The following is a 12,136-nucleotide window of genomic DNA, read 5'->3' as shown; positions in this document are numbered from 1 at the left end:
GTGCGTCAGTTACCGCTCGTGTACGTAAGTGCCCGGTGAGGCCTCGCCGGCCGGGAACGCCTTGTTGCCCAGTTTCGTCGGCGCCTTTTTCAGCTCGCCCGAACGCGCTGCCTGCCAGGCCTGCCAGTGCAGCCACCAGGAGTCGGCGTGCTTGGTCGAGTTTTCCTGCCACTCGTCGGCGTTGGCGGTCATTCCTTCGCTGGTCATGTAGCGCGATTTCGGGTTGCCCGGCGGGTTCAGAATGCTCTGGATATGCCCGCTGCTGGACAGTACGAATTCCACCTTGCCGCCGAACAGCTGCGCCGACTTGTAGCAGGACTTCCACGGCGTAATGTGGTCGTTGGTGCCGGCCAGCGAGAAGATGTCGGCGGTCACCTGCTTGAGGTCGATCGGCGTGCCGCACACTTCCAGTGCATTGGGGCGGATCAGTGGGTTGTTTTTGAACATCTCGATCAGGTCGCCGTGGAACGCGGCCGGCAACCGGGTGGTGTCGTTGTTCCAGAACAGGATGTCGAACACCGGCGGCTCGTTGCCGAGCAGGTAGTTGTTGACCCAGTAGTTCCAGATCAGATCGTTGGGCCGCATCCAGGCGAAGACCTTGGCCATGTCTTTGCCTTCGAGCACGCCGGCCTGATACGAATGGCGCTTGGCGGTCTCCAGGGTCTGCTCGTCGACGAAGAGCGCGACGTCGCTGTCCAGGGTGGTGTCGAGCACGCTGACCAGCAGGGTCAGGGCGTTGACCTTGTTCTCGCCGATCGCCGCGTAGTGGCCGAGCAGGGCGGTGCAGGTGATGCCGCCGGAGCAGGCTCCGAGCATGTTGACGTCCTTGCTGCCGGTGATCGCGGTGACCACGTCGACCGCTTCCTTCAGGGCTTCGATGTAGGTCGACAGGCCCCACTCGCGCTGTTCCTTGGTCGGGTTGCGCCAGCTGACGATGAAGGTCTGCACATTGTTGCGCAGGCAGAAGCGCGCCAGGCTCTTGTCCGGGCTCAGGTCGAATACGTAGAACTTGTTGATCTGCGGTGGCACGACCAGCAGCGGGCGCTCGTGCACTTGCTCGGTGATTGGCTTGTACTGGATCAGCTCCAGCACGTCGTTGCGAAACACCACCGCGCCTTCGGTCACGCCCAGGGTCTTGCCGACCTCGAACGCCCCCATGTTGACCTGGCTCGGCATTCCGCCGTTGTGTACCAGGTCCTTGGCCAGATGCGAGAGGCCGTCGAGCAGGCTCTTGCCACCGGTCTCGAAGAAGCGTTTGACCGCCGCCGGGTTGGCCGCCGTGTTGGTCGGCGCCATGGCCTCGGTCATCAGGTTGATCACGAAGTGGCCGCGGGCAATGTCCTTGGGCGAGAGGCTGCTGTCGTCGATCCAGGCATGGAGTTCCTTGCGCCACGCCAGGTAGGTTTGCAGGTAACGTTTGTACAGCGGGTTCTGACTCCACGCCGGATCGGCAAAGCGACGGTCATCGCCAGCCGGTTGCAGTTCTGATTTGCCGAACAGCACGTTCTTCAATTCGAGACCGAAATGAGTGACGTGTTTGACGCTATGGATCGGTTGTTTGATGGCCTGGGTCAGCACCATTCGAGCAGAGGCCAGCAGATCCTTTCCGCGTAGCCCAACGACAGGATTCAGCCCCAGGGTGTTTTCCGAGGCTTGGTACTTCAAATCATCGTTATTCTTGTTACTCATCTACGACGCTCCATTGTCCTGAGACGAGTACCCGGTTTCTGCTGTGCAGTTCCACAGCCAATGCCAGGTACTACTGCTCGGGTGACCGTTGATTCTGCATAGCTGCTTTACAGTCGTAGAGCACTGCAGGGAACTTGCCAGCTCCATTGGTTACCCGAGTTTAATTTTTTTCGCAAGCAGCCGATCCCGGGCCGCTTTAGCGGAGCATTCAAACAGATGAATTTAGAAAATGCCCTCTAAACAGTCCGAGGCGCGGACTAGAGCATCAGCTTGACGACGGACTCGTCCGGGTCGCGGGTTTTGCCGGCGGCTTTGAGCTCGGCCAGATAATCCGCCCAGAGTGCGTCATAACGTCGCCCCAGTTCGTAGAGGTAATCCCAGGTGAACAGGCCGCTGTCGTGACCGTCGTCGAAGGTCAGTTTCAGTGCGTACTGACCGGCCGGTTCTACCTTGGTCAGACCGACGTGAAGCTTGCCGAATTGCAGGATCGGTTTGCCGTGGCCCTGGACTTCGGCGGAGGGGGAGTGCACGCGCAGGAATTCGGCGGGCAGGGTGTATTCCTCACCGGACGCGTATTTGAGCGACAGGGTTTTCGAGGCTTTGTGCAGTTTGATGTCGGTGGGGAGTTGGGTCATAGCCGGCGTTCCGTCAGGTGAAAAAAATTGTGGGAGCCGATGGCTCCCACAGTTTCACGACCACTGTAAGTATGGCTTACAGGATATAACGGGACAGATCTTCGTTCTGCGCCAATTCACCCAGGTGGCTGTTGACGTACTCGGCGTCGATCAGGATCGCCTTGTCGTCGTGGGCGCTGGCCAGATCGCCGGCACTGAACGACACCTCTTCCAGCAGTCGCTCGAGCAGCGTGTGCAGGCGACGGGCACCGATGTTCTCGGTCTTCTCGTTGACCTGCCAGGCGATTTCCGCCAGACGCTTGATGCCCTCAGGCTGGAACTGGATGTTCAGGCCTTCGGTCTTCAGCAGCGCGCAGTATTGCTCGGTGAGCGAGGCGTGCGGTTCGCTGAGGATGCGTTCGAAGTCTTCCGGGCTCAGGGCCTTGAGTTCGACGCGGATCGGCAGACGGCCTTGCAGCTCCGGCACCAGATCGCTCGGCTTGCTCAGGTGGAACGCGCCGGAGGCGATAAACAGGATGTGGTCGGTCTTGACCATGCCCAGCTTGGTGTTGACGGTGCAGCCTTCGATCAGCGGCAGCAGGTCGCGTTGTACGCCTTCACGGGACACATCGGCGCCGCCGACATTGCCGCGCTTGGCGACTTTGTCGATTTCGTCGATGAACACGATGCCGTGCTGTTCGACCGCTTCCAGGGCCTTGGCCTTCAACTCTTCTTCGTTGACCAGGCGACCGGCTTCTTCGTCGCGCACCAGTTTCAGTGCTTCCTTGACCTTGAGCTTGCGAGACTTCTTCTTGCCCTTGCCCATGTTGGCGAACAGGGACTGCAGCTGGTTGGTCATCTCTTCCATGCCCGGCGGCGTGGCGATCTCGATGCCGGCCATTTCGGCGACTTCGATCTCGATTTCCTTGTCGTCCAGCTGACCTTCGCGCAGGCGCTTGCGGAACAGCTGGCGAGTGTTGGAATCCTGGGTCGGCGCTTCTTCGTTGCTGAAGCCCATGCGTGCCGGCGGCAGCAGGGCGTCGAGGATGCGGTCCTCGGCAGCGTCTTCGGCGCGGTGGCGCACGCGGGTCATTTCCTGCTCGCGCAGCATCTTGATCGCGGCGTCGGCCAGATCACGGATGATCGATTCGACGTCGCGGCCGACGTAGCCGACTTCGGTGAACTTGGTCGCTTCGACCTTGATGAACGGCGCGTTGGCCAGCTTGGCCAGGCGGCGGGCGATCTCGGTTTTACCGACACCGGTCGGGCCGATCATCAGGATGTTCTTCGGGGTCACTTCAACGCGCAGCTCTTCAGGCAGCTGCATGCGGCGCCAGCGGTTGCGCAGGGCAATCGCGACGGCGCGCTTGGCATCGTCCTGGCCGATGATATGGCGATTGAGTTCGTGGACGATTTCGCGGGGAGTCATGGACATAATAATTGACGGTCCTCAAGCAGAAACAAGCCGTGGCGCGGGGCCGACTCAGGCTTCTTCAGCGAGATCCTGCTCCTCAATGGTCTGAGTGTGGTTGGTGAATACACAGATGTCGGCGGCGATCCCGAGAGCGGTCTCGACGATTTCGCGGGCCGACAGATCGGTTTTTTTCAGCAGCGCGCTGGCAGCGGCCTGGGCGTAACCGCCACCGGAGCCCATGGCGATCAGGCCGTTTTCCGGTTCGACCACGTCACCGTTGCCGGTGATGATCAGGGATGCATCCTTGTTGGCGACTGCGAGCATCGCTTCGAGGCGGCTCAGGGAGCGGTCGGTGCGCCATTCCTTGGCGAGTTCGACGGCGGCGCGGATCAGGTGACCCTGATGTTTCTCGAGCTGGCCTTCGAAACGTTCGAACAGGGTAAAGGCGTCGGCGGTGGCACCGGCGAAGCCGGCGATGACCTGGCCGTGGTACAGGCGACGAACTTTCTTCGCGTTGCCTTTCATCACGGTGTTGCCGAGAGAAACCTGGCCGTCGCCGCCCATGACGACTTTGCCGTGGCGGCGGACTGAAACGATGGTGGTCAAGGGAAGAGTCTCCACACTGCGGGGCGAAAATGCCTTATGCCCATTCATATGGGGGTGGTGGAGAGGATTTCAACTGCGGGGAAGGAGAGGGGACGAGCGGTGTTGTCGCGCTGATCCTCCCCGCGCAGCACGCGGGAAGGATCATTCGAGGGAAATCAGCGACTCTGGCGTTGTTGTAACAACAGGTTGCTGAAGCCCGCGCCCGCCAGTTGTTTCTGGGCGGTGGTCAGTTGTTCGCGGTTGCTGAACGGGCCGACCAGTACGCGGTACCAGGTTTCATCCTTCACGGTCCCGGACTCCACCGCTACCGCCTGGCCGAGCAGGATGATCTGCGCGCGGACCTTGTCGGCATCTGTCTGCTTGCGGAACGAGCCGGCCTGCAGGAAGAACTTGGTCACCGGCGCAGCCTTGGTCACCGGTGGCGCTGGCGGCGGGGTGATCCCGGACAGTGCAGCCTGCGCGCGCGCCGTGTCGATCTTCGCCGCTTCGGCCGGGGTAACCGGCGTGGTCGGGATCGCCGGCACTTGTGGCGTCGGCAGGGTTTTCTCGGGCACGGCGTCAGGCGGCACGATCACTTCCGATTCCGGCAGCAGGGTATAGAAGTCGTACTTCGGCTTCACCGGTTGCGTCGGGCTCGGCGGGGTCTTGTTGGCCTCGGCGATCTTGGTCGCTTTCTGTTGTTGCTGTTGCTCGACCTTCTCGCGCTTGACCGTGTCGCTGCCCTTGCCCGGCTCCAGTTTCATCAGGAATACGATGAATGCACCGACCGTCAGTCCGATGGCCATCCACAGCCAACCCGGGATCGGTTGCTTCGCTGGAGCTTGGTAACGGCTGGCGCCACGCTTGGGTGCAGGTTTTTTCTTGGCAGCCAACTTACATACGCTCCAGGGTTTCCAGGCCGAGCAGTTCCAGGCCTTGCTTGAGGGTACGGCCGGTCAGCGCGGCAAGGCGCAGGCGGCTTTGCATTTGTGCCGGGGTCTCGGCGGCGAGGATCGGGCAGTTCTCGTAGAAGCTGGAGAACAGGCCGGCCACGTCGTACAGGTAGGTGCACAGGGTGTGCGGCGTGCCCTTTTCCGCGACGTTGTTCAGCACTTCACCGAACTGCGCCAGTTTGGCCGCCAGTTCCTGTTCGTGCGCCGCTTCGAGAACGATCTGGCCGTCGACTTCGCTGAAGTCCTTGCCCAGTTTGCGGAACACGCCGGCCACGCGGGTGTAGGCGTACAGCAGGTAAGGCGCGGTGTTGCCTTCGAAGTTGAGCATCAGGTCGAAGTTGAAGCTGTAGTCGCTGGTACGGTGCTTTGACAGGTCGGCGTATTTCACCGCGCCGATGCCCACAACTTTGGCGATGCTGCGCAGTTCGTCGTCGGCCAGTGTCGGGTTTTTCTCTTTTACCAATGCGTAGGCACGTTCCTGCGCTTCGGTCAGCAGGTCGATCAGCTTCACGGTGCCGCCATCACGGGTCTTGAACGGACGGCCGTCTGCACCGTTCATGGTGCCGAAGCCCATGTGTTCCATTTCCATCGGATGGGTCACGAAGCCGGCCTTGCGCGCCACGGCGAACACTTGCTGGAAGTGCAGTGCCTGACGCTGGTCGACGAAGTACAGCGCACGGTCGGCCTTCAGTTTGCCGCTGCGATAGCGCACGGCCGCCAGGTCGGTGGTGGCGTACAGGTAGCCGCCGTCAGCCTTGACGATGATTACCGGCAGCGGCTCGCCTTCGGCGTTCTTGAATTCGTCGAGGAACACGCACTGGGCACCGTTGCTTTCGACCAGCATGCCGGCGGCTTTCAGGTCGTTGACCACGTTGATCAGGTCGTCGTTGTAGGCGCTTTCGCCCATTACGTCGGCCATGGTCAGTTTGACGTTGAGCAGTTCGTAGATCTTCTGGCAGTGCGACAGCGAGATGTCCTTGAACTTGGTCCACAGCGCCAGGCATTCGGCATCGCCGGCCTGCAGCTTGACCACCAGACCACGGGCGCGGTCGGCGAACTCCGAGGACTCGTCGAAGCGCTGCTTGGCGGCGCGGTAGAAGTTTTCCAGGTCAGACAGCTCGTCGCTGGTGATCGGATTTTCCTGCAGGTACGCCATCAGCATGCCGAACTGGGTGCCCCAGTCGCCGACGTGGTTCTGACGGATCACGGTATCGCCGAGGAACTCCAGAACACGGGCCACGCCGTCGCCGATGATGGTCGAGCGCAGGTGGCCGACGTGCATCTCTTTGGCCAGGTTCGGCGCCGACAGGTCGACCACAGTGCGTTGCGCCGGGCCAGCCTTGCGCACGCCAACGTGAGCATCCGCCAGTGCGGCGTCCAGACGCGAGGCCAGCGCTTGAGTGTTCTGGAAGAAATTGAGGAAGCCAGGGCCGGCGATTTCAGCCTTGGTGACGTTCTCGTCAGCCGGCAGGGCGGCGATGATTTTCTCTGCCAGGTCGCGCGGCTTCATGCCTGCAGGCTTGGCCAGCATCATTGCGATGTTGCTGGCGAAGTCGCCGTGGGTCTTGTCCCGGGCGTTTTCCACCTGGATCGCCGGCGTCAGGCCTTCAGGCAACACACCTTCGTTGACGAGTTGGGTGAGGGCTTGTTGGATCAGCTGGCGAATGGTGTCTTTCATGGTCTTCTCTTTCGACCGCAAGCGCGGCGGCGCATCGATGCGCGGGTGGAAAAACTGGGCATTATCCGTTGCGAAGACGGGCTTGCCAACCTTAGCAGGCAGGATGTGGATGTGTGGTGACAATTCGACCGGTTTTGCCCGGTCAGTACAGATCCACCGGATCGACATCCAGCGACCAGCGCACCGCCCGGCCGCTCGGCATCTGCTCCAGTGCCAGCAGCCAGATCGACAGCAATCGGTGCAGCGGCGCCCGGGCTGTGGCCTGCAAAAGCAATTGCGCGCGGAAACGTCCGGCCCGGCGCTCCATCGGCGCCGGCACCGGTCCCAGCAGTTCGATGCCGCTCAGGTTGTGCTCGGCCAGCAAGCGTTCGGCTTCGCTGCAGGCTTCATCGAGAAAGCCTTCGGCCTGCCCCGGCTTGTGTGCTTCGGCACGCAACAGCGCCAGATGCGAGAACGGCGGCAGACCGGCGGCGCGGCGTTCGCTCAGGGCCTGTTCGGCGAAGGCGAAATAACCCTGTTCGGTCAACTGCACCAATAAAGGGTGGTCGGCCAGGTGCGTCTGAATGATCACCTTGCCCGGCTCTTCCGCACGCCCGGCGCGACCGGCGACCTGCACGATCAGTTGCGCCATGCGCTCGCTGGCGCGGAAGTCGCCGGAGAACAGCCCGCCGTCGGCGTCGAGGATCGACACCAGGGTGACGCGGGGGAAGTGGTGACCTTTGGCCAACATCTGGGTGCCGACCAGAATGCACGGCTGACCTTTCTGGATCGTCGCGAACAATTGGTTCATCGCATCTTTGCGCGACGTGCTATCGCGATCGACGCGCAGCACCGGATAGTCCGGAAACAGAATCGCCAGCCGTTCCTCGGCCCGCTCGGTCCCGGCGCCTACTGGCCGCAGATCGACCTTGTTGCACTTCGGACACTGGCGCGGCACGCGCTCGACGTAACCGCAGTGGTGGCAGCGCAGCTCGCCGTAGCGCTGGTGCACGGTCATCCGCGCATCACAGCGCTGGCATTCGGACATCCAGCCGCAATCGTGGCACAGCAGGGTCGGGGCAAACCCCCGGCGGTTGAGGAACACCAGAACCTGCTGGCCGGCGGCGAGGGTCTGGCCGATGGCTTGTTGCATTGGTCCGGAGATGCCGCTGTCCAGTGGACGACTTTTCACATCCAGGCGCAGGAAACGAGGTTGCTTGGCGCCTCCGGCTCGTTCGTTCAGCCGCAGGAGCCCGTAACGGCCGGTGTAGGCGTTGTGCAGACTTTCCAGCGATGGCGTTGCGGAGCCGAGGACAATCGGGATGTTTTCCTGCCGCGCCCGCACCAGCGCCAGATCCCGGGCGTGGTAGCGCAGGCCTTCCTGCTGTTTATAGGAGCCGTCGTGTTCCTCGTCGATGATGATCAGCCCCGGATTCTTCATCGGGGTGAACAGCGCCGAGCGGGTGCCGATAATAATGTCGGCCTCGCCATCGCGGGCGGCGAGCCAGGCGTCGAGCCGCTCGCGGTCGTTGACCGCAGAGTGCAGCAAGGCGATGCGTGCGTTGAAGCGCTGTTCGAAACGGGCCAGGGTCTGCGGTCCGAGGTTGATCTCCGGGATCAACACCAGCGCCTGCTTGCCGGCTTCGAGGGTTTCGCGGATCAGCTGCAAATAGACTTCGGTCTTGCCGCTGCCGGTGACTCCGGCCAGCAGAAACGCGTGATAGCTGTCGAAGCCGGCGCGGATGGCTTCGTACGCGGCGCGTTGCTCGGTGTTGAGCGGCAGTTCCGGCTGGGCCAGCCAGTGTTCATGACGTACGCCGGGAGCGTGGCGGCGCACTTCGACTTGCACCAGATCCTTGGCCAGCAGCAGATCGAGGCTGTCCTTGCTCAGCATCAGTTTGCTCAGCAACTGATGGGCGACGCCGTGAGGGTGCTGTGCCAGTGTCGCCAGGGCTTCGCGCTGACGCGGGGCACGGGCGATGCGCGGATCGTCAAGGCTGGCGCCGGGGGCGGCGGACCAGAAGCGTTCCTGTCGGGCCTCGGCCAGTTCACCCTGACGCAGCAGTACCGGCAGTGCCCAGCTCAGGGTGTCGCCGAGGCTGTGCTGATAATACTGGGCGGTCCACAGACACAGCTTGAACAGTGCCGGTGGCAGTGGTGCCGTGGCGTCGAGCAGGGCCAGCGCCGGTTTTAGCTTCTCCACCGGCACTTCACTGGTGTCGGTGACCTCCACCAGAATCCCGATCATCTCCCGCCGGCCGAACGGTACCCGCAGGCGCATGCCCGGTTGCAACTGCGAGCGCAGCACACCCGCCGGGGCCCGATAGTCGAACAGGCGGCGCAGGGGCGAAGGCAGGGCGAGGCGCAGAATGGCGTCGGGCACGCGGGATCTCGATAAGAAGCTAACAAGCAGCGGGGATGATGTTTGGGCCGGGAGCCTAGCAGACGGTCGGTCTCAGGGACAGCTTGCGCGATTGACATTGTCTGGTAGAATCCGCGGCCTAATTACGTGCGGTATTCAACAATAGTGTTGGGTGGCGGCACGCTAGCCTGAGGAAGACACCATGAAAGCTGATATCCATCCAGAATACCCAGCAGTTGCTGTTACCTGCAGCTGCGGCAACAAGTTCGAAACCCGTTCGACCTTCGCTAAACCTTTGGCGATCGACGTTTGCAACGAGTGCCACCCGTTCTACACCGGTAAGCAGAAGACTCTGGACACCGGTGGTCGCGTTCAGAAGTTCGCCGACCGTTTCGGTGCTTTCGGCGCGAAAAAGGCCTAAGGCCCTTCATTCTGGAAAACCTCAAAGGCTTTTCCGGTCTGATGAAAAAGGCGTCCCTTGCGGGCGCCTTTTTTGTGTCCGCGATTTGGCTGTCCGGCGCCCAGGCTTTCTGTCCTGCACCCGCCGGCCTGACCGGCGTCTCCGTGCAGCGCGTGGTCGATGGCGATACCTTGCGCCTGAGCGACGGGCGCAGCGTGCGAATGATCGGGCTCAACACCCCTGAGCTCGGCAAGCAGGGTCGCAGTGACGAGCCTTTCGCGGTAATGGCGCGCAAGCGTCTCGAAGCATTGGTTGCAGAGAGCGACGGGCGGGTCGGCCTGCAGCTCGGCGCTCAGCCCAAAGATCATTACGGCCGAACTCTGGCCCATGTTTTCAGCGCCAGGGGTGAGAATCTCGAAGCACAAATGCTCGCCGATGGCCTCGGTTTCCGGGTCGCGGTGGCGCCGAATGTCGATCTTGTCGACTGCCAGCAAGCTGCCGAACGCAGTGCGCGGCAGGCCGGGCTTGGCCTGTGGAAGCGTTCACCTGTACTGAAAGCGGAGCAGATCGAGCGCTCGGGATTCGCGCTGGTCAGTGGTCGTGTGAGCAAGGTTCAACGCAATCGCGGCGGAATCTGGATCGAATTGCAGGACAAGCTTGTATTGCGCGTTGCACCCAATCTGCTGGATCGTTTCGATGGCAATGCCTTGCAGGCGCTGAAGGGCAAGCAGGTCGAGGCTCGGGGCTGGGTGGTCGACCGCTCGAGACGGGGTGGATTGAAACCGGGTCAGGCCCGTTGGTTGCTGCCGCTGACCGATCCTTCGATGTTGCAATCGTCTCGCTGAAGAAAAATTGTAGACATTTTTTCTGTCGATTGTGAACAGTCAAGCCCTTGTGCGCCGTGGCTCTTGGCCCAAAGTCGTAGGGCAGGGCGCTTGACAGGGGTGACCGGGCAGTCTTGTGGGGACTTTGCGAGGCGCGTATCCTCGCTGACCAGTCTGTCCAACAGTAAAAAGCGGAATGCCAAAATGTCTGATCTGAAAACTGCCGCTCTCGAATATCACGCCAATCCTCGTCCAGGGAAGCTGAGTGTCGAGCTCACCAAGGCCACTGCTACTGCCCGCGACCTGTCGCTGGCCTATAGCCCCGGCGTAGCTGAACCAGTGCGCGAGATCGCTCGCGATCCTGAACTGGCCTACAAGTACACCGGCAAGGGCAACCTGGTTGCAGTCATTTCCGATGGCACCGCGATTCTGGGCCTGGGTAACCTCGGCCCACTGGCTTCCAAGCCAGTGATGGAAGGTAAAGGCGTGCTGTTCAAGCGCTTCGCCGGTATCGACGTATTCGACATCGAAGTCGATTCCGAAAGCCCGCAAGCCTTCATCGACACCGTAAAACGCATCTCCATCACCTTTGGTGGCATCAACCTTGAAGACATCAAGGCACCTGAGTGCTTTGAGATCGAACGTGCTCTGATCGAGCAGTGCGACATTCCGGTATTCCACGATGACCAGCACGGCACCGCGATCGTGACCGCTGCGGGCATGATCAACGCCCTGGAAATCGCCGGCAAAACCCTCGGCGAAGCCAAAATCGTCTGCCTGGGCGCCGGCGCTGCCGCCATCTCCTGCATGAAACTGCTGGTGAGCATGGGCGCCAAGGTCGAGAACATCTTCATGATCGACCGTACCGGCGTGATCCACGCTGGCCGTGACGACCTGAACCAGTACAAGGCTGTGTTTGCTCACGCTACCGAGAAGCGCACCCTGGACGACGCCATCGAAGGTGCTGATGTATTCGTCGGCCTGTCGGGCCCGAACCTGCTGACCGCCGAGCAACTCAAGCGCATGGCAGCCAACCCGATCGTCTTCGCGTGCTCCAACCCGGACCCGGAAATCTCCCCGGAGCTGGCTCACGCCACCCGCAACGACGTGATCATGGCCACCGGCCGTTCGGACTACCCGAACCAGGTCAACAACGTGCTGGGCTTCCCGTTCATCTTCCGTGGTGCCCTGGACGTTCGCGCCAAGCGCATCAACGAAGAAATGAAGATCGCTGCCGCCAACGCCCTGCGCGAACTGGCCAAGCTACCGGTTCCACAGGAGGTATGCGACGCCTACGGTGGTATCTCCCTGGAGTTCGGTCGTGAGTACATCATTCCGAAGCCAATGGACAAGCGCCTGATCACCGTGATCTCCGACGCCGTGGCCAAGGCTGCGATCGAGACTGGCGTAGCAACCCTGCCGTATCCGAAGAACTACCCGCTGAAAAGCGTGGATGACGTGTTCAACGGCTAAGTCGTTGTAGCGCTTCAACCGAAAGCCCCGGCTCGTGAGAGTCGGGGCTTTTTTGTGTCTGAAAATGCGTTCCAGCTTCAGGAGCAGCCCTCACCCTAGCCCTCTCCCAATGTATGTACCGGAGACATGGTGGACACATGTTCGGAGACATGGTGGACGGTTTTC

General features: G+C 61.6%; 10 protein-coding genes. 3 read left to right on the top strand and 7 right to left on the bottom strand.

Annotated features, from left to right (window positions below):
- Positions 1 to 9: 9 nt before the first annotated feature.
- The 7 genes from phaC to ACW9HX_RS25375 all read right to left on the bottom strand — a co-directional run bounded on the left by phaC (position 10) and on the right by ACW9HX_RS25375 (position 9,295).
- Positions 10 to 1,689, bottom strand: a complete 1,680-nt coding sequence (phaC, locus tag ACW9HX_RS25405) for a class II poly(R)-hydroxyalkanoic acid synthase (RefSeq protein WP_457382699.1) — start codon at positions 1,687 to 1,689, stop codon at positions 10 to 12.
- Between the two features lie 257 nt (positions 1,690 to 1,946).
- Positions 1,947 to 2,324 (bottom strand): gamma-butyrobetaine hydroxylase-like domain-containing protein, encoded by a 378-nt coding sequence (locus tag ACW9HX_RS25400; protein ID WP_085711048.1) that lies wholly within the window; start codon positions 2,322 to 2,324, stop codon positions 1,947 to 1,949.
- A gap of 76 nt (positions 2,325 to 2,400) precedes the next feature.
- Entirely contained in the window at positions 2,401 to 3,738 is a 1,338-nt protein-coding gene (hslU, locus tag ACW9HX_RS25395) for an ATP-dependent protease ATPase subunit HslU (RefSeq protein WP_169428498.1), read from the bottom strand.
- Between the two features lie 48 nt (positions 3,739 to 3,786).
- Positions 3,787 to 4,323: an ATP-dependent protease subunit HslV gene (gene hslV, locus ACW9HX_RS25390; RefSeq protein ID WP_003220875.1), complete on the bottom strand. Its 537-nt coding sequence runs from the start codon at positions 4,321 to 4,323 to the stop codon at positions 3,787 to 3,789.
- 155 nt (positions 4,324 to 4,478) lie between these two features.
- Entirely contained in the window at positions 4,479 to 5,195 is a 717-nt protein-coding gene (locus tag ACW9HX_RS25385; protein WP_457382698.1) for an SPOR domain-containing protein, read from the bottom strand.
- Between the two features lies 1 nt (position 5,196).
- Complete coding sequence (gene argS, locus ACW9HX_RS25380) at positions 5,197 to 6,933, bottom strand: arginine--tRNA ligase (protein ID WP_457382697.1); 1,737 nt, start codon at positions 6,931 to 6,933, stop codon at positions 5,197 to 5,199.
- A 142-nt stretch (positions 6,934 to 7,075) separates the two neighbouring features.
- On the bottom strand, positions 7,076 to 9,295 hold the full coding sequence (locus ACW9HX_RS25375; RefSeq protein WP_457382696.1) for a primosomal protein N': 2,220 nt from the start codon (positions 9,293 to 9,295) through the stop codon (positions 7,076 to 7,078).
- A 181-nt stretch (positions 9,296 to 9,476) separates the two neighbouring features.
- Here ACW9HX_RS25375 and rpmE point away from each other — a divergent pair, with 181 nt between their 5' ends.
- From rpmE to ACW9HX_RS25360, 3 genes are all read left to right on the top strand, one after another.
- Positions 9,477 to 9,695 (top strand): 50S ribosomal protein L31, encoded by a 219-nt coding sequence (gene rpmE / locus ACW9HX_RS25370; protein WP_007925855.1) that lies wholly within the window; start codon positions 9,477 to 9,479, stop codon positions 9,693 to 9,695.
- Between the two features lie 41 nt (positions 9,696 to 9,736).
- On the top strand, positions 9,737 to 10,519 hold the full coding sequence (locus tag ACW9HX_RS25365; protein WP_457382695.1) for a thermonuclease family protein: 783 nt from the start codon (positions 9,737 to 9,739) through the stop codon (positions 10,517 to 10,519).
- 183 nt (positions 10,520 to 10,702) lie between these two features.
- Complete coding sequence (locus ACW9HX_RS25360) at positions 10,703 to 11,971, top strand: malic enzyme-like NAD(P)-binding protein (protein WP_457382694.1); 1,269 nt, start codon at positions 10,703 to 10,705, stop codon at positions 11,969 to 11,971.
- The last annotated feature ends 165 nt before the right edge of the window (positions 11,972 to 12,136 follow it).

The organism is Pseudomonas sp. SDO52101_S400 (assembly GCF_054071635.1).
This window is presented reverse-complemented; position numbering and strand designations above follow the sequence as displayed.

Bases quoted from the DNA above. Each gene is read 5' to 3' on its own strand.
- phaC (WP_457382699.1), bottom strand. From the start codon at position 1,689: ATGAGTAACAAGAATAACGATGATTTGAAGTACCAAGCCTCGGAAAAC.
- ACW9HX_RS25400 (WP_085711048.1), bottom strand. From the start codon at position 2,324: ATGACCCAACTCCCCACCGACATCAAACTGCACAAAGCCTCGAAAACC.
- hslU (WP_169428498.1), bottom strand. From the start codon at position 3,738: ATGTCCATGACTCCCCGCGAAATCGTCCACGAACTCAATCGCCATATC.
- argS (WP_457382697.1), bottom strand. From the start codon at position 6,933: ATGAAAGACACCATTCGCCAGCTGATCCAACAAGCCCTCACCCAACTC.
- rpmE (WP_007925855.1), top strand. From the start codon at position 9,477: ATGAAAGCTGATATCCATCCAGAATACCCAGCAGTTGCTGTTACCTGC.
- ACW9HX_RS25365 (WP_457382695.1), top strand. From the start codon at position 9,737: ATGAAAAAGGCGTCCCTTGCGGGCGCCTTTTTTGTGTCCGCGATTTGG.
- ACW9HX_RS25360 (WP_457382694.1), top strand. From the start codon at position 10,703: ATGTCTGATCTGAAAACTGCCGCTCTCGAATATCACGCCAATCCTCGT.